The sequence below is a fragment of the Streptomyces sp. NPDC104106 genome (genome assembly GCF_055584345.1).
This window is the reverse complement of the sequence record NZ_JBVJMF010000007.1, coordinates 53,072-70,270: the sequence shown is the minus strand read 5'-3', so window position 1 is coordinate 70,270 and position 17,199 is coordinate 53,072. Positions and strand designations below refer to the sequence as shown.

The window sequence follows — 17,199 nt, the reverse complement described above, 5'->3', positions numbered from 1 at the left end:
GCAGGCATTCCCCAATTCGGACCAGTGGTCGACCTCGCCTACACTCGGTGGCGTGCCACGTGGTGACGGTCGACTCAATCACGATCTGCTCCCCGGTGAGAAAGGCCCCCAGGACGCGTGTGGCGTCTTCGGTGTCTGGGCTCCGGGCGAAGAGGTCGCAAAGCTCACGTACTTCGGGCTCTACGCCCTCCAGCACCGGGGTCAGGAATCCGCGGGAATCGCGGTCAGCAACGGCTCCCAGATCCTCGTCTTCAAGGACATGGGCCTGGTCTCCCAGGTCTTCGACGAGACCTCGCTCGGTTCGCTCCAGGGTCATATCGCGGTCGGACACGCCCGCTACTCGACCACCGGCGCCTCCGTGTGGGAGAACGCCCAGCCGACGTTCCGCGCCACCGCGCACGGCTCGATCGCGCTCGGCCACAACGGCAACCTGGTCAACACGGCCCAGCTCGCCGAGATGGTCGCCGAGCTGCCGAACGACAACAACAGCCGCTCCACCCGGGTCGCGGCCACCAACGACACCGACCTGCTGACGGCGCTGCTCGCCGCCCAGGTCGACGAGGACGGCAAGCCGCTGACCATCGAGGAGGCCGCCCACGCGGTGCTCCCGAAGGTGCGCGGTGCCTTCTCGCTCGTCTTCATGGACGAGCACACCCTCTACGCCGCCCGTGACCCGCAGGGCATCCGCCCGCTGGTCCTCGGCAGGCTGGAGCGCGGCTGGGTGGTCGCCTCCGAGACCGCCGCCCTCGACATCACCGGCGCGAGCTTCGTGCGGGAGATCGAGCCGGGCGAGTTCGTCGCCATCGACGAGAACGGTCTGCGCGCCTCGCGATTCGCGGAAGCAAAGCCCAAGGGCTGTGTCTTCGAGTACGTGTACCTGGCCCGCCCGGACACCGACATCGCCGGCCGGAACGTGTACCTCTCCCGGGTCGAGATGGGCCGCCGGCTCGCCAAGGAAGCACCCGTCGAGGCCGACCTGGTCATAGCGACCCCGGAATCCGGCACCCCGGCCGCCATCGGCTACGCGGAGGCCTCCGGTATCCCCTTCGGCGCGGGTCTCGTGAAGAACGCCTACGTGGGCCGGACCTTCATCCAGCCCTCGCAGACCATCCGCCAGCTGGGCATCCGCCTGAAGCTGAACCCGCTGAAGGAAGTCATCAAGGGCAAGCGCCTGGTCGTCGTCGACGACTCGATCGTGCGCGGCAACACCCAGCGCGCCCTGGTCCGCATGCTGCGCGAGGCCGGCGCCGCCGAGGTCCACATCCGGATCTCCTCGCCGCCCGTGAAGTGGCCCTGCTTCTTCGGCATCGACTTCGCCACGCGCGCGGAGCTGATCGCCAACGGCATGTCCATCGAGGAGATCGGCACCAGCCTCGGCGCCGACTCGCTCGCCTACATCTCCATCGACGGCATGATCGAGGCGACCACCATCGCCAAGCCGAACCTGTGCCGCGCCTGCTTCGACGGCGAGTACCCGATGGAGCTGCCGGACCCCGAGCTGCTGGGCAAGCAGCTGCTGGAGACCGAGCTGGCGGCCGGTCCCGCCGCCACGGCCGCGGCCGACGCCATCCGTCGCCCGTAAGCCCCGTCATCCCAACCCGAAAGACCCAGGCAATGTCTGAGAGCCAGTCCGGTGCTTCCTACGCGGCTGCCGGTGTCGACATCGAGGCGGGCGACCGCGCGGTCGAGCTGATGAAGGAGTGGGTGAAGAAGACCCGGCGCCCCGAGGTCCTCGGCGGCCTCGGCGGCTTCGCCGGCCTCTTCGACGCCTCCGCCCTCAAGCGCTACGAGCGTCCGCTGCTCGCCTCCGCCACGGACGGCGTCGGCACGAAGGTCGACATCGCACGCCGGCTCGGCGTCTACGACACGATCGGCCACGACCTGGTGGCCATGGTCATGGACGACATCGTGGTGTGCGGTGCCGAGCCGCTGTTCATGACGGACTACATCTGCGTCGGCAAGGTGCACCCCGAGCGCGTCGCGGCCATCGTGAAGGGCATCGCGGAGGGCTGTGTGCTCGCCGGATGCGCCCTGGTGGGCGGTGAGACGGCCGAACACCCGGGTCTGCTGGGCGAGGACGACTTCGACGTCGCCGGCGCCGGTACGGGCGTCGTGGAGGCCGACCGGCTGCTCGGCGCCGATCGTATCCGTACGGGTGACGCGGTGATCGCCATGGCGTCCTCCGGGCTTCACTCGAACGGGTACTCCCTGGTCCGCCACGTGCTGCTGGACCGCGCCGGTCTCGCGCTGGAGGCGGAGGTCGCCGAACTCGGCCGCACCCTCGGCGAGGAGCTGCTGGAGCCGACGAAGATCTACTCGCTGGACTGCCTGGCGCTGCTGCGCACCACCGATGTGCACGCCTTCTCGCACATCACCGGCGGCGGCCTCGCGGCCAACCTGGCCCGCGTGATCCCGGACGGGCTGCACGCCACCGTCGACCGCTCCACCTGGACCCCGGGCGCGATCTTCGACCTGGTCGGGAAGACCGGGAACGTCGAGCTGCTGGAGCTGGAGAAGACCCTCAACATGGGCGTCGGCATGATGGCGGTCGTCCCCGCGGAGTCCACCGAGGTGGCCCTCGCGACCCTGGCCGACCGGGGGGTCGACGCCTGGGTGGCCGGCGAGATCACCGAGCGTGGCACGAAGGCGACGGGCGCCGAGCTGGTCGGGACCTACGCGGACTGACGGGCCGGGACGCGCGCGGCTCCAAGGAGAACGCCGCGGCCTGACCCGCCGCCCGGTCCCTTGCCTCCATGACCATGGGACAAGCACAGAAACCGGTCGGTGGCACTGCCACCGACCGGACTGGTCAATGCAAGGTCAAGCTCCGCGACGGTGCTGCTGCCGAGGACCCTCGTCCTCGTCCTCGTCGTCGTCCTCATAGAGGTCGGCGTACCGAGAGTACAGATCGTCGTCGTCATGCTCATCGGCGTCCTCGAAGCGGTCGCCGTTCGGCGACTGGTTCGACGTCGATGCGCCCAGCTCCTCGGCCAGGCGTGAGAGATCCGTCCCGCCGCTGTTGTACTTCAGCTGGCGGGCGACCTTCGTCTGCTTGGCCTTGGCCCGGCCGCGCCCCATGGCTCGACCCCCTCAACGACGGGGCTCGACGGCCCCAGAGTCTGACACGCGTTCATGATCTGGAACGGACTCTCCGCAGAGAGGCCGGTCCGTAGGGCTTCCACGGTACCTGAGCCCGCGCCCATACGGTACGTCGCCCGCAGCACGCGCGTGTGCACAGGACCTTCGAGGCGCCCCGTCCTCGCTGGTCAGTGGCGATTTTAACCACTTATCGGGGAACGACCCGCCGGTGGAAGTGAGAGTTCTCTCCAAGTTCGCGCCGACGGGTACCGCTCACCTGTGCGACCGGGTCAGTGCGCCGCGTGTCCCGCGCGGGCCTCCGCCATCCGCTGCTCGGCGATCCGGTCGGCCGCGGCGGCCGGCGGAATACCGTCATCCTTCGCACGTGCGAAGATGGCGAGCGTGGTGTCGAAGATCTTCGCCGCCTTCGCCTTGCACCGGTCGAAGTCGAACCCGTGCAGCTCGTCGGCGACCTGGATGACCCCGCCGGCGTTCACCACGTAGTCCGGTGCGTAGAGGATCCCGCGATCGGCGAGGTCCTTCTCCACACCCGGGTGCGCGAGCTGGTTGTTGGCCGCGCCGCACACCACCGAGGCGGTGAGCACCGGGACGGAGGCGTCGTTCAGGGCGCCGCCGAGCGCGCAGGGGGCGTAGACGTCGAGCCCCTCGACCCGGATCAGCTCCTCGGTGTCGGCGACCGCCGTCACGCCCTCGGGGTACTGGTCGAGGATCCGCCGGACGGCGTCCGCGCGCACGTCCGTGATCACGACCTCGGCGCCCTCGTCCCGCAGGTGCCGGACCAGGTGGTGGCCCACCTTGCCGACGCCGGCGATGCCGACCTTGCGGCCGCGCAGCGAGGGGTCGCCCCACAGGTGCTGGGCGGAGGCGCGCATGCCCTGGTAGACGCCGAAGGAGGTGAGCACGGAGGAGTCGCCGGCGCCGCCGTTCTCGGGGGAGCGGCCGGTGGTCCAGCGGCACTCGCGGGCGACGACGTCCATGTCGGCGACGTAGGTGCCGACGTCGCACGCGGTGACGTAGCGCCCGCCGAGCGAGGCGACCATGCGGCCGTAGGCGAGCAGCAGTTCCTCGGTCTTGTCGCGCCCCGGGTCGCCGATGATCACGGCCTTCCCGCCGCCGTGGTCGAGGCCGGCCATGGCGTTCTTGTACGACATACCGCGCGCGAGGTTGAGGGCGTCGGCGACGGCCTCGGCCTCGGTGGCGTAGGGGTAGAAGCGCGTGCCGCCGAGGGCCGGGCCCAGGGCGGTGGAGTGGATGGCGATCACGGCCTTGAGGCCGCTGGCGCGGTCCTGGCAGAGCACGACCTGCTCATGACCCCCCTGCTCCGAGTGGAACAGGGTCTGCAGGACATCAGCAGGTGCGCCAATTACGTCGGTCACTGTGGTGACTCCTGTGTAAAGAGCGGCGAGTGGGGTCGGGCCCCGTACGGGTGGCGGGGTGCCGTGGCATGAGCGTAGAGCCTCGGCACGACCACCATCCGTGCAGTGTTCAGGATCACTCTCGCGTGCCCCTCGCGCACGCATGTCCGTGGGACGATTTGCAGTGGTTTTGCAGCGGTTTTCGAGCCGGGCCCGATGGGGAGGGAGCAGGCGTGCCGAAGGTGTCCTCCGTGGTCGTCCCCTATGCCGCGTACCTGCGCGTGTACGAGCCGCTGGGCGCCTTCCCGGAGCCGGAGCGCAGCCACTGGGCGGGCTACGCCCGTCGTCCCGAGCGCCCCACCTACCAGGACGAGCTGCGCCGCTCCCTCGCCGACTTGCTGCCCACCCCGCCGGTCGCGGTGCCGGTGCACGAGAGCAGCGACGCCTTCGTGCTGGAGGCGGACGGGGTCGTCTGCGTGTGCCCGTGGCGGACCCGGCTGCGCGGCTGGCAGGCGCTCGGCGAGTTGGCGGAGGAACTGCCCGCGCCGGTGCTGGACGCGGTGCTGCCCCCGGTCGTGCGCCGGCAGGCGGCGCAGGACTACGAGCGCTGGCTCGCCCGCAATCCGGACGCCCGGCCGTGGATCCGCACCGCCACCTGGCAGGTGCCGCTGAACTGGTTCGTGCTGGTCTCGGACGAGGAGCGGCGCTACGACAAGGGCACCGCCGAGGTGCCCCCGCTGCTGCGGTACCGCACGCCGATGGTGCAGGCCCGGCGCCGGGTCGCGCGGGCGCTGCGCACCCTGAGGGACACCGTCGAGGAGAGCCCGCTGATCGACGGGCTGGTGGACGTCGGCCGCTGGCTGGAGGAGTTCCACCCGCGCTCGGTGGTGGAACTGGACTACGGCGGCCTGGTGCACGTGCTGTCGGCCGGTGAGCTGGAGGGCGACCACTCGGCGGCGGACGTGGCCGACGGCATCCAGGCGCTGCGCCGGGGCGACGGCGCGGCGGCCGGGGAGGCGTACGCGCGGCTCGTGGAGCGCTGGCGGTCGGTACGGGACCGGCGCTCGGCGAACTGAGTGATGCACGTCACGCCCCAAAGCGCCGTGGAACGGCATACGGTCTACCGCACTTGACGACCTGACGGGACGTTGGTCCCGATCCGGGCGTTTGTGTCAAGGATGGCCTAAGCGTGATGGATCGCACGTACAGGGCCCTTGCGTCTCTTGCCACTCCTCATGCCAAAATAGGACAAGGAGTCCGGGGAGGACTCTGTCCGCCCAACTGTGTACCGCTGTGGGCGGAATCTCAGCATTGCACGCTTTGGGGGGTCTGATGACTCCTGATCGTCCTGTGACTGATCGTCACAGTGGCGTGACTGTCCGCTATGGCATGGTCCATCGGCTTCCGTCGCTGATGAACACCTGGGAGGGCAATTCCATCGGTTTGGCCGACGCGGCTGGACAGATGGTGTAGTTGTAGTGCCGAGGACAAGCCGTTCGTCCTATAACCGACTCGACTCGCGTCCGCCATTTCGGGCAACGCGGGTCAAGGTGCAGAATTTAGAGGAAAGAACCGAGAAGGTTCGGTTCTCCCGAGGAGGCCGCTCATGACCGCTCGCACCCCTGATGCCGAGCCGCTGCTGACCCCGGCTGAGGTCGCCACCATGTTCCGTGTCGACCCCAAGACGGTCACGCGGTGGGCGAAGGCCGGCAAGCTCACTTCGATTCGCACGCTCGGCGGGCATCGCCGCTACCGCGAGGCCGAGGTCCGCGCTCTGCTCGCGGGCATCCCGCAGCAGCGCAGCGAGGCCTGAACAACCGCATAACCGGGCGAAACGGCAGGTCCCCCAACATGCCGGGAAGCCCGGGACGCTAGCTCCAACCGACGCGGGACCTGCCCCAACAGGACCCACGCCCAAGCCGGACAGACCGTTGTCGGCAGCGACACAGGGTGCGTCGTGGATCGCGCTGGACTCCGCCGGGTCCAGCGCGATCTTTTTTGTGCGCTGGTCGGACCTCGGGGGCGCTTCTGTGAGCGGCCTTGTCGGACTCTGGGGAGGGCTGTCGGATCGGCTGTGCGTGGCCTCTGGGGTAGGTGCAATTGCACATATTAAATTGACCTGTTGTAGGGCGTGGGTAAGTACCGCTCTTTCAAAAACTCATGCGGTGACTCCCGTCACATGCGCGGGTGGTTGTTGCCGACGGCATGTGTGCGCTAATGGAACGTCATGTCCCAGCGTCCCACGGGAGATGGGGCGTTGGAGTCGGCGTCGCTCACCCGAGCCGGCTGCTACGGTCCGGGACCCCGTGCGGGCAGTCCCCGCCCTCCACGCCGTCGGCGCCGTCGACGACGTCGTCCTCCTCCTCGTCCGTCTCCCGCGCTCGCGGCCCGGCGTCCATCGCCAGCCGCAGGAGGTGATGGCAGACGGGACAGTGGCGGGTGAGGTGCCGGTAGGACGAGGCGGCCGCCAGATGCGCCCTCAACAGCGCCCGTGTCTCATGCCGGGCCGTTGCCCCCATACGCCACCTCCACAGGCCCTGCCGCACGGCAGGCCCTGTCTTCTGGGTACAGACGGAATGTGACGCCGTCAAGGGATGCAGCCGCCCCCACCGGCCCGCCCTGGCGAGGCCCGGCCGACCGCCGCACGGGACCGCGCCCGCCTTCCCTGGGCGCGGCTGCTCCATGCGCGCGGGCGCGGCGCCTGCGGCGCTGGGGTGGCTGCTGTGGTGGCGGGTACGCCGAAGGGCCCGCATCCCTGCTGGGATGCGGGCCCTTCTTCGATGCGGTCCTGACGGGATTTGAACCCGCGGCCTCCACCTTGACAGGGTGGCGAGCACTCCAAACTGCTCCACAGGACCAGGTCTCGCGGCGCTTGGCTCCGTGCTTTGCGCTGCGAGATGAGACTGTACAGGAGGTGGGGCCGCCTGGTCGAACTCACTCCCTGTACGCGCTCGATCACGGCACGGCCGCGTCGATCGCCTTCACGATCCGCTTGTCGGAGATCGGGTACGCGGTGCCGAGGGCGTGCGCGAAATAGCTGACCCTCAGCTCCTCCAGCATCCAGCGGATGTCCAGGACGGCCTGGGGGACGGGGCGGCCCTTCGGGAGCTGTTCCAGGAGCCAGGCGTACTCGTCCCGCATCTCGTGGACCTTCTCCATGCGGGTGGTGTCCCGCTGGACGTTCGTCGGCATCTGCTGCAGGCGCCGGTCCACGGCCACCAGGTAGCGCATCAGGTCCGGCAGCCGGCGTATCCCGGCCCACGTCACGAAGCCCGGCTTCACGAGGGCGTCCAGCTGTCCGCGGACGTCCGTCAGGTTCGCCAGCAGCGCCGGGCTCCGCACGGCCTTCAGACGGCGTTCAGCGGCCTGCCACGCCGCGAGGACCTGCTGCACCTGGGCCACCGTGCGGACCGTCGTGTCCACGATCTCGGCGCGGACCTTGTCGTACAGCTTCCGGTACGACTCCTCGTCCCACACCGGCCCGCCGAAGTCCGCGATCAGCTTATCCGCCGCGGCCATCGCGCAGTCGTCGAAGAGGGCCTGGATCGAGCCGTGCGGGTTCGCCGACAGGGCGAGCTTCTGGGCGTTCGTCAGCTTCTCCGAGGCGAACTTCGCCGGGTTCACCGGGATGTTGCGCAGGATCAGGCGCCGGGTGCCCTTCCACATGGCCTCCGTCTGCTCGGCCTCCGTGTCGAAGAGCCGTACCGAGACCGTGTCGCCGTCGTCCACCAGTGCCGGGTACGCCTTCACCGGCTGGCCGGCCCGGCGGGTCTCGAAGACCCGGGTCAGCGTGCCGATCGTCCAGTCGGTCAGGCCCTTGCGCTCCAGGGACTCGCCGCCCTCCCGGGAGGCCGTGGCGGCGGCCGCCTGGGACAGGGCCTTGCGCGCCTTCGGTTTCAGCGTGAGCTTCAGCGCCTGAAGATCCTTGTCCTCGGCCAGCTTCCGGCGCCGCTCGTCGACGATCCGGAAGGTGATCCTCAGGTGGTCGGGGACCTTCGTCCAGTCGAAGTCCTCCGCCTCGAAGGGGACGCCGACCATCCGCTTCAGCTCGCGCGCCATCGTCAGCGTCAGTGGCTCCTGGAGGGGCACCGCCTTCTCAAGGAACGCCTTCGCGTAGTTCGGGGCGGGGACGTAATTGCGGCGGATGGGCTTGGGCAGGGAGCGGATCAGCTCCGTCACGACCTCCTCGCGCAGGCCCGGGATCTGCCAGTCGAAGCCCTCGTCCGTGACCTGGTTGAGCACCTGGAGGGGGATGTGGACCGTGACGCCGTCGGCGTCCGCACCCGGCTCGAACTGGTACGTCACCCGGAACTTCAGCTGCCCCTGCCGCCAGGAGTCCGGATAGTCGGCCTTGGTGACCGCCTCCGCCGACTCCCGGATGAGCATCTCCCGCTCGAAGTCCAGGAAGTCCGGCTGCTCGTGCCGCTTGTGCTTCCACCAGGAGTCGAAGTGGGCGCCCGACACCACGTGCTCGGGCACGCGCTGGTCGTAGAAGTCGTAGAGCGTGTCGTCGTCGACCACGATGTCCCGGCGCCGGGCCCGGTTCTCCAACTCCTCGACCTCGCTGAGGAGTCTGCGGTTGTCGGCGAAGAACTTGTGGTGCGTGCGCCAGTCGCCCTCCACGAGCGCGTTGCGGATGAACAGCTCGCGGCTCGCCTCCGGGTCGATCCGGCCGTAGTTGACCTTCCGCTGGGCGACGATCGGGACGCCGTACAGCGTGACCTTCTCGTACGCCATCACGGCCGCCTGGTCCTTCTCCCAGTGCGGTTCGCTGTACGTCCGCTTCAGCAGGTGCCCGGCGAGCGGCTCGACCCACTCCGGCTCGATCTTGGCGTTGACCCGCGCCCAGAGCCGGCTCGTCTCGACCAGCTCGGCCGACATCACGAACTTCGGCTGCTTCCTGAACAGCGACGAGCCCGGGAAGATCGCGAACTTGGCGCTGCGGGCGCCCAGGTACTCGTTCTTGTTGCCGTCCTTCACGTCCTTCATCCCGATGTGGGACAGCAGGCCGGCGAGGAGGGAGGTGTGGATGCGGTCGCCCGGCGCATCGTCCTCGTTGAGGTGGATGCCCATCTGCTTGGCGACCGTCCGCAGCTGGGTGTAGATGTCCTGCCACTCGCGGATGCGCAGGAAGTTCAGGTACTCCTGCTTGCACATCCGGCGGAAGGAGGACGACCCACGCTCCCTCTGCTGTTCGCGGACGTACCGCCACAGGTTCAGATAGGCGAGGAAGTCGCTGGTCTCGTCCTTGAAGCGGGCGTGCTGCTGGTCGGCCTGGGCCTGCTTGTCGGCCGGGCGCTCGCGCGGGTCCTGGATGGACAGGGCCGCCGCGATGACCATGACCTCGCGGACGCAGCCGTTCTTGTCGGCCTCCAGCACCATGCGGGCCAGACGCGGGTCCACGGGCAGCTGGGCCAGCTTGCGGCCGGTGTCGGTGAGCCGCTTGCGCGGGTCCTTCTGCGCCGGGTCGAGCGCGCCCAGCTCCTGCAGCAGTTGCACGCCGTCGCGGATGTTGCGGTGGTCCGGCGGGTCGATGAACGGGAACTTCTCGATGTCACCGAGGCCGGCGGCGGTCATCTGCAGGATGACGGAGGCCAGGTTGGTCCGCAGGATCTCCGCGTCCGTGAACTCCGGGCGGGCTAGGAAGTCGTCCTCGCTGTAGAGGCGGACGCAGATGCCGTCGGACGTACGGCCGCAGCGGCCCTTGCGCTGGTTGGCGCTGGCCTGCGACACGGGCTCGATGGGCAGCCGCTGGACCTTGGTGCGGTGGCTGTAGCGGCTGATCCGGGCGAAGCCGGGGTCGATGACGTACTTGATGCCCGGGACGGTCAGGGAGGTCTCGGCGACGTTGGTCGCGAGCACGATCCTGCGCCCGGTGTGCGGCTGGAAGACCCGGTGCTGCTCGGCGTGCGACAGCCGGGCGTAGAGGGGGAGCACCTCGGTGAATCTGTACTTCTTCTTCTCCAGCGCGTCCGCGGTGTCCCGGATCTCGCGCTCGCCGGAGAGGAAGACGAGGATGTCGCCCTGCCCCTCGGCCATCAGCTCCTCGACGGCGTCGCAGATCGCGGTGATCTGGTCCCGGTCGGCGTCCTCGGCGTCCTCCTCCAGGAGCGGCCGGTAGCGCACCTCGACCGGATACGTCCGCCCGCTGACCTCGACGATCGGGGCGTCGCCGAAGTGCCGTGAGAAGCGCTCGGGGTCGATGGTGGCGGAGGTGATGACGACCTTCAGGTCCGGCCGCTTCGGCAGCAGCTGGGCCAGGTACCCGAGCAGGAAGTCGATGTTGAGGGACCGCTCATGGGCCTCGTCGATGATGATCGTGTCGTAGGCGCGCAGCTCGCGGTCGGTCTGGATCTCGGCGAGCAGGATGCCGTCCGTCATGAGCTTGACGAAGGTGGCGTCCGGGTTCACCTGGTCGGTGAAGCGGACCTTCCAGCCGACGGCCTCGCCGAGGGGCGTCTTCAGCTCCTCCGCGACCCGCTCGGCGACGGTGCGCGCGGCGATACGACGGGGCTGGGTGTGCCCGATCATGCCGCGCACGCCCCGGCCCAGCTCCATGCAGATCTTGGGGATCTGCGTGGTCTTTCCGGAGCCGGTCTCACCGGCGACGATGACGACCTGGTGATCGCGGATGGCGTCCGCGATCTCGTCCTTCTTCTGGCTGACGGGCAGCTGTTCGGGGTAGGTGACGGCGGGCACACGGGCGCGCCGTTCACCGATCCGTGCCTCGGCCTTGCCGATCTCCGCCTCGATCTCGGCGAGGACGGCGGCGCGGGCCTCCGGCTTACGGATCTTGCGCGCGCCCTCGAGCCGCCGCCCGAGCCGGTGCGCGTCACGCAGCGACAGCTCGGTCAGACGGGGGGCGAGGGTGCCGAGGGCGGGGGCGGGATGCGTAGACATACGCGGTCCAGGATCTCATCCCGGCCGAAAATCACGCGAATGATTTGCCCGCGCTGCCTAGCCGGCGCGCTGGACCGGTGCGGCGGGGGTGGGTGCCGCAGGAGCCGGGGTCGCGGGGACGGACGTCGTGGGGGCCGATGCCGCGGAGGCCGACTGAGCCTGCTGCGCGAGCGACTTCGCCGTGTTGGAGATGGCCTTGATCCCCAGATAGGCCGTGGTCGTGCTGCTCACGGCGGTGAAGGCGGCGGTCAGGATGCCGACGATCACGGATCTGTCCCCGTCGAGCCGCCACACACCCACGATCGCGACGATGACGATCGCGAGGTTGCTGGCGACGATCGCGAGCAGTCCGTACCGTGCCCGGGTCTTCTCCACCTGGGCGTCCGCCGTTATGGCAGCGACCTGGTCCTGGCTCATCTCCCCGTCCCCCCGCGGTCCCCGCTACGACGAAGGCCCCGTTCGACGAACGGGGCCTTCTGGCTGTGGCTGGGGCCGGGGTCGAACCGGCGACCTTCCGCTTTTCAGGCGGACGCTCGTACCAACTGAGCTACCCAGCCACGGTGTTTCACGTGAAACACCAGCGGTCCTGACGGGATTTGAACCCGCGGCCTCCACCTTGACAGGGTGGCGAGCACTCCAAACTGCTCCACAGGACCAAGCTTGTGCGTGCAACAGTGTCGCACACGATCTTGCGTGCCCCCAACGGGATTCGAACCCGTGCTACCGCCTTGAAAGGGCGGCGTCCTAGGCCGCTAGACGATGAGGGCTATCGGCCCGCCTGGGCGCTTCTCAGCGCGTCGGGGACGTGAGAAGCATATGGGATGGCGAGGGGTATCGCCAAAACGGTTTACGGCGAGGGGGCGGCAGCCGAGGACGAGCCGGCGGGGGCGGGGCCGGCGCCGGGCCTGACCGGGGTGGCCAGATGGCGGCTGACCTCGGCCGTCGTCTCGCCCAGTCCGCCCAGCCTGATCGCGTCCCAGGCCTGGAGGCGGCGGCTGTCCCGGTCGAAGTAGAGGATCGAGGCCTCGATGGGGGCCGGGTACTTGCCCTCCACCGCCCGCAGCCCGCTGCCCCCGGTGGAGCCCTCCATCCGCAGCCGGGTCCCGTACGGGAGCATCTCGTCCCCCTCGTGGTGCAGGTGCCCGCACAGCACCAGGGGCACCTCGCCGTCCGTCTCGCGGGCCGCCGCCGGTTCGTGGACGACGGCCACGTCGACCGGGGTGTGCCGGGCCTTCTGGTCGCGCAGGGCGCTGGCCAGCCGGTCACCGGCCAGCTGCTCCGACGCGTCGCCGCCCGGCACCGCCGCGCGGTCCGGGGTGAACTGGGGATCGCCCATGCCCGCGAAGCGCAGCCCCGCGACCGTCTGGGCCCGGCCGTCGTCCAGGACGTGCACGTTCTTCATGCGCTCCAGATAGCGCTGGGTGGTCCGGGAGTCGTGGTTGCCGCGCACCCAGACGTACGGCACGCCCAGGTCCCTGACCGGGTCCAGGAAGCCGTTCTCGGCCGCGATGCCGTGGTCCATCGTGTCGCCGGAGTCGACGATCACGTTCACCTTGTACTGCTCCACCAGGGAGGCGATGATCTTCCAGCTCGCCGGGTTGAGGTGGATGTCCGACACGTGCAGGACCCGGATCGTGGAGGGGTCCGGCTGGTAGGCCGGGAGCGTGGAGGTGACGTCGTAGAGCTTCGTCACGTTCGTCACCAGGCGGGCCAGCTCCTTCTGGTAGACGTCGAAGTCGGTGACGATGCTGCGCGCGGTGCCGACCACGGACGGCGCCGAGGACAGCAGCCCCGAGTACCTCGGCTCCAGCACCGACTTCGGGTTCCAGGTGGCGTACGCCGACGCGCCCGAGGCGGCGAGCAGCGTCAGGGCCAGTCCGCCGGCCGCGAGGGCCCGGCGCGGGCGGCGGTAGACGACGAGGCCGAGGGCGGTGGCGCCGGCGACGACCGCGACACAGGAGCGCACGGCCAGGTCCAGCGTGCCGTGTTCGACGTCCCTGACGACCTCCTCCTGCAGTCCCGAGATCCGCTCGGGATGGTCGACGAGGGCCTGGGAGCGCGGCGGGTCGAGCTGGTCGACGTTGACGTCGAGGCGGACCGGGGCGACATGGCTGTCCAGGGTGAGCGCGCCCAGCGGGGAGATGTTGATCCTGGTGCCGCCGCTGAGCGAGGGGCGCAGCGCCATCGTCGTGTTCACCGGACCGACCGGGGTGCGTACGCTGCCGACGATCAGCAGGCCCAGCCAGGCGCCGGCGAGGACGACGGCGCCGAGCCCGAGCGCGCTCAGCCAGGGGCGGCCCGGCCGGGCGGCCGCTTCCGGTGCCGGGGGCCGGCCGGTCGCCGAGCGGGGCCGCAGGCGCGGCCCGAGGCCCGGCCTGGGACGGGGAGCGGAGCGGGATCGGAGGCGGGCGGGGCGCGGGCGTACGCGGTTCGTCAGCGTGCGGAGGGCGGCGACGGAGACGCGGACCATTGGTCCCGTATGCCCATGCCCGGGTGCGGATATGCGGCGCCGCACCGCTGTCGTACGGGCCTCTCCCCCCAAGCCGCCGTACCGGACAATGACCCTGTGCTGGAGATGACGCGCGAGGAGTTCGAGGAACTGGTCGCCGAGGCGCTCGACCGGATCCCGCCGGAGCTGACACGGCTCATGGACAACGTGGCGGTGTTCGTGGAGGACGAACCGCCCGCCGACGACCCGGGGCTGCTCGGCCTGTACGAGGGCACCCCGCTGACCGACCGGGGCGAGTGGTACGCGGGCGTGCTGCCGGACCGGATCACGGTCTACCGGGGGCCGACGCTCAGGATGTGCGAGACACGCGAGGACGTCGTCGCGGAGACCGAGGTGACGGTCGTGCACGAGATCGCCCACCACTTCGGCATCGACGACTCGCGTCTGCACACTCTCGGCTACGGCTGACGCCGGGGCGTGTCCGGTCCCGGCGGTGACGCGGTGCCGTGGCCCATGGTCCGGCGGTGAAGCGCGCGGGGCGCGTGTCCTCTTGCGGGCGGCGGGAGTTGGGGAGGTTGACTCCTTCCCTCGCCCCGGAGGTGGCCGCTGTGCGCCCCTTGTACGTACCCGTCCGGCTCGCCGTCACCGTGCTGGCCGTCACCGCCACCGCGGCCGGCTGTGTGAACGTGGGTGACGACGCCGGCCGGGCCCGGCCCTCGCACTCGGCGGGGCAGCACGGCGGCGAGGCGCCCGACGGCGGCCCGGTGAACGGCCTCGACGGCCGGCAGCGCGGGAAGGCGGCGGGCGACGGCAAGCACGGCAACGGCGGCAAGGCGGCGCCCGGCGTGTCGCCCGGCGCGTCGGCCACCTCGTCCGACGGCTCCGGCAGCGCGTCGGCGAGCCCCTCGCAGCCCGGCAAGCCGGCCAAGGCCGGGAAGCCGGGCAAGACGACGGGGCCCGGGGGCCCGGGGCCCACCCAGGCGCCGCCGACCCCGCCGGCCGCCTCCGCGCCGCCCCCGCCCCCGGCCTCCACCCCGCCTGCGGCCACCTCCGAGCCTCCGTCGGCCGAACCGTCCTCCTCCGCGCACCAGGGGACCGGCCCGCAGCTGGTGCAGCGCGAGCCGGCGCCCAGGGCGGGCGTACCGGCCTGACCGGACGAGCGGCCGGAGCTGCGCGGGGCCCGGGCGGCCGAGCGGCTGCGTAGCCGCCGACCTGCGACTTCGAGGCTCGGTTTGCCTTCAGGGGTGGTAGGTGCGTATGGTGGCAGATCGTTTGATCCCATTTGCCCGGCGCCACTACAGAGCGCGCCGTGTGGCGCGTACTCTCCTTTGCCGTGGCGGACCGCATCGAGGCGGTCGTGAGCGAATCACGGAGTTGACGGGCGCGTGCCGAAGAGACTCCGGAAGGTTTCGCATTCGCATGTCCGTGTCCAGTACTGACCAGTTCGTCGTGTCCGAGAACGAGTTCGACGAGTTCAACCAGCTCGACCAGGAACTCGCCGACGCGACGGCCGAGGTCACCGAGGCCCCCGAGGCCGCTGACACCCCCCAGACCACCAGCAAGACCCCCGAGATCACCTTCGCCGACCTCGGCCTGCCCGAGGGCATCGTGCGCAAGCTCGCGCAGAACGGCGTGACGACCCCCTTCCCGATCCAGGCCGCGACCATCCCGGACGCCCTGGTCGGCAAGGACATCCTCGGCCGTGGCCGCACCGGCTCCGGCAAGACCCTCTCCTTCGGTCTGCCGACCCTGGCGTCGCTGGCCGGCGGCCGCACCGAGAAGAAGCGGCCCCGCGCGGTCATCCTCACCCCGACCCGTGAGCTGGCCATGCAGGTCGCCGATGCCCTCCAGCCGTACGGCGACGTCCTCGGCCTGAAGATGAAGGTCGTCTGCGGCGGCACCTCGATGGGCAACCAGATCTACGCCCTGGAGCGCGGCGTCGACATCCTCGTCGCCACCCCGGGCCGGCTGCGCGACATCATCAACCGCGGCGCCTGCTCGCTGGAGGACGTGCAGATCGCCGTCCTGGACGAGGCCGACCAGATGTCCGACCTGGGCTTCCTGCCCGAGGTCACCGAGCTGCTCGACCAGGTCCCGGCGGGCGGTCAGCGCATGCTCTTCTCCGCCACGATGGAGAACGAGATCCAGACCCTGGTCGACCGCTACCTGAACGAGCCCGTCTCCCACGAGGTGGACGCGGCCCAGGGCGCGGTGACGACCATGTCGCACCACATCCTCATCGTGAAGCCCAAGGACAAGGCGCCGGTCACCGCCGCGATCGCGTCCCGCAAGGGCCGCACGATCATCTTCGTCCGCACCCAGCTGGGCGCCGACCGCGTCGCCGAGCAGCTGCGTGACGCGGGCGTGAAGGCGGACGCGCTGCACGGCGGCATGACCCAGGGCGCCCGCACCCGCACCCTGGCCGACTTCAAGGACGGCTACGTCAACGTCCTGGTCGCCACCGACGTCGCCGCCCGCGGCATCCACGTCGACGGCATCGACCTGGTCCTGAACGTGGACCCGGCCGGCGACCACAAGGACTACCTGCACCGCGCCGGCCGTACCGCCCGCGCGGGTCGCACCGGCACCGTCGTCTCCCTGTCCCTGCCGCACCAGCGGCGCCAGATCTTCCGCCTCATGGAGGACGCCGGCGTCGACGCGGCCCGCCACATCATCCAGGGCGGCGCCGCCTTCGACCCGGAAGTCGCCGAGATCACCGGCGCCCGCTCCATGACCGAGGTCCAGGCCGAGTCCGCGGCCAACGCCGCGCAGCAGGCCGAGCGCGAGGTCGCCCAGCTCGCCAAGCAGCTCGAGCGCGCCCAGCGTCGCGCGGCCGAGCTGCGCGACGAGTCCGACCGGCTGGTCGCCCGGGTCGCCCGCGAGCGCGGCGAGGACCCGGAGGCCGCGGTGGCCGAGGCCCAGGCGACGGCGGCGGAGGAACTGGCGGTCGCCGAGGCGGCCGCTGCCGCCGCACAGCAGGCCGAGCGCGAGGAGCGTCCGGCGGCCCCGGCGCCGTACGAGCGCCGGGAGCGGCGCGGCTTCGACCGGGACCGCGACGAGCGGGGCGGCCGTGGCTTCGACCGCGACCGTGGCGAGCGTGGGTTCGACCGCGACCGTGGCGAGCGTGGTTTCGAGCGTCGTCCGTTCGACCGTGACCGCAACGAGCGTGACCGTGGCGGCCGTGGTTTCGAGCGTCGGGACGACCGTGGTGGCCGTGGTTTCGAGCGTCGGGACGAGCGTCGTCCGTTCGACCGTGACCGCAACGAGCGTGACCGTGGCGGTGACCGCGGCGGCCGTGGGTTCGAGCGTCGGGACGACCGTGGTGGCCGTGGTTTCGAGCGTCGGGACGAGCGTCGTCCGTTCGACCGTGACCGCAACGAGCGTGACCGTGGCGGA

The 17,199-nt window shown here is 70.5% G+C and carries 13 protein-coding genes and 4 tRNA genes; 7 read left to right on the top strand and 10 right to left on the bottom strand.

Going from position 1 to position 17,199, the window contains the following annotated elements; genetic code table 11:
• The first annotated feature begins 52 nt into the window (after positions 1-52).
• Together purF and purM are read left to right on the top strand one after the other, a co-directional pair.
• Positions 53-1,582 carry an amidophosphoribosyltransferase gene (purF, locus tag ACZ60X_RS18180; protein WP_469599373.1) on the top strand — a complete coding sequence of 510 codons (1,530 nt, stop codon included), beginning with the start codon at positions 53-55 and terminating at the stop codon, positions 1,580-1,582.
• Positions 1,583-1,614: 32 nt separating this feature from the next.
• A complete protein-coding gene (purM, locus tag ACZ60X_RS18175; RefSeq protein WP_469599371.1) occupies positions 1,615-2,685 on the top strand; it encodes a phosphoribosylformylglycinamidine cyclo-ligase in 1,071 nt (356 codons plus the stop codon).
• Between the two features lie 135 nt (positions 2,686-2,820).
• Here purM and ACZ60X_RS18170 read toward each other — a convergent pair whose 3' ends face one another.
• On the bottom strand, positions 2,821-3,078 hold the full coding sequence (locus tag ACZ60X_RS18170; protein ID WP_469599369.1) for a DUF3073 domain-containing protein: 258 nt from the start codon (positions 3,076-3,078) through the stop codon (positions 2,821-2,823).
• Positions 3,079-3,368: 290 nt separating this feature from the next.
• The gene (locus tag ACZ60X_RS18165) at positions 3,369-4,475 is read right to left on the bottom strand and encodes a Leu/Phe/Val dehydrogenase (RefSeq protein ID WP_469599367.1); all 1,107 of its coding nucleotides are present in this window, start codon (positions 4,473-4,475) and stop codon (positions 3,369-3,371) included.
• A gap of 212 nt (positions 4,476-4,687) precedes the next feature.
• Here ACZ60X_RS18165 and ACZ60X_RS18160 point away from each other — a divergent pair, with 212 nt between their 5' ends.
• Both ACZ60X_RS18160 and bldC read left to right on the top strand, forming a co-directional pair.
• Positions 4,688-5,530, top strand: coding sequence for a DUF8083 family protein (locus ACZ60X_RS18160; RefSeq protein ID WP_469599365.1), 843 nt, complete (start codon positions 4,688-4,690; stop codon positions 5,528-5,530).
• A gap of 530 nt (positions 5,531-6,060) precedes the next feature.
• A complete protein-coding gene (bldC, locus tag ACZ60X_RS18155) occupies positions 6,061-6,267 on the top strand; it encodes a developmental transcriptional regulator BldC (RefSeq protein ID WP_003949541.1) in 207 nt (68 codons plus the stop codon).
• Positions 6,268-6,727: 460 nt separating this feature from the next.
• Here the strand turns inward: bldC and ACZ60X_RS18150 are convergent, their stop codons facing one another.
• From ACZ60X_RS18150 to ACZ60X_RS18115, 8 genes are all read right to left on the bottom strand, one after another.
• The gene (locus ACZ60X_RS18150; RefSeq protein ID WP_469599363.1) at positions 6,728-6,973 is read right to left on the bottom strand and encodes a DUF6274 family protein; all 246 of its coding nucleotides are present in this window, start codon (positions 6,971-6,973) and stop codon (positions 6,728-6,730) included.
• 264 nt (positions 6,974-7,237) lie between these two features.
• Positions 7,238-7,312: transfer RNA gene (locus tag ACZ60X_RS18145), tRNA-Asp, on the bottom strand.
• Between the two features lie 97 nt (positions 7,313-7,409).
• Entirely contained in the window at positions 7,410-11,354 is a 3,945-nt protein-coding gene (hrpA, locus tag ACZ60X_RS18140; protein ID WP_469599361.1) for an ATP-dependent RNA helicase HrpA, read from the bottom strand.
• Between the two features lie 57 nt (positions 11,355-11,411).
• Positions 11,412-11,771: a hypothetical protein gene (locus tag ACZ60X_RS18135; RefSeq protein ID WP_469599359.1), complete on the bottom strand. Its 360-nt coding sequence runs from the start codon at positions 11,769-11,771 to the stop codon at positions 11,412-11,414.
• Between the two features lie 66 nt (positions 11,772-11,837).
• Positions 11,838-11,911 (bottom strand) — tRNA-Phe (locus ACZ60X_RS18130).
• 24 nt (positions 11,912-11,935) lie between these two features.
• Positions 11,936-12,010: transfer RNA gene (locus tag ACZ60X_RS18125), tRNA-Asp, on the bottom strand.
• Positions 12,011-12,048: 38 nt separating this feature from the next.
• Positions 12,049-12,121: transfer RNA gene (locus ACZ60X_RS18120), tRNA-Glu, on the bottom strand.
• Between the two features lie 80 nt (positions 12,122-12,201).
• The gene (locus ACZ60X_RS18115; protein WP_469599357.1) at positions 12,202-13,824 is read right to left on the bottom strand and encodes a metallophosphoesterase family protein; all 1,623 of its coding nucleotides are present in this window, start codon (positions 13,822-13,824) and stop codon (positions 12,202-12,204) included.
• 96 nt (positions 13,825-13,920) lie between these two features.
• Here ACZ60X_RS18115 and ACZ60X_RS18110 point away from each other — a divergent pair, with 96 nt between their 5' ends.
• From ACZ60X_RS18110 to ACZ60X_RS18100, 3 genes are all read left to right on the top strand, one after another.
• A complete protein-coding gene (locus tag ACZ60X_RS18110; protein ID WP_469599355.1) occupies positions 13,921-14,271 on the top strand; it encodes a metallopeptidase family protein in 351 nt (116 codons plus the stop codon).
• A 140-nt stretch (positions 14,272-14,411) separates the two neighbouring features.
• Positions 14,412-14,954 (top strand): hypothetical protein, encoded by a 543-nt coding sequence (locus ACZ60X_RS18105; RefSeq protein WP_469599353.1) that lies wholly within the window; start codon positions 14,412-14,414, stop codon positions 14,952-14,954.
• Between the two features lie 268 nt (positions 14,955-15,222).
• Positions 15,223-17,199: DEAD/DEAH box helicase (locus ACZ60X_RS18100; protein ID WP_469599351.1), on the top strand; the 1,977-nt coding region annotated here is incomplete at its 3' end.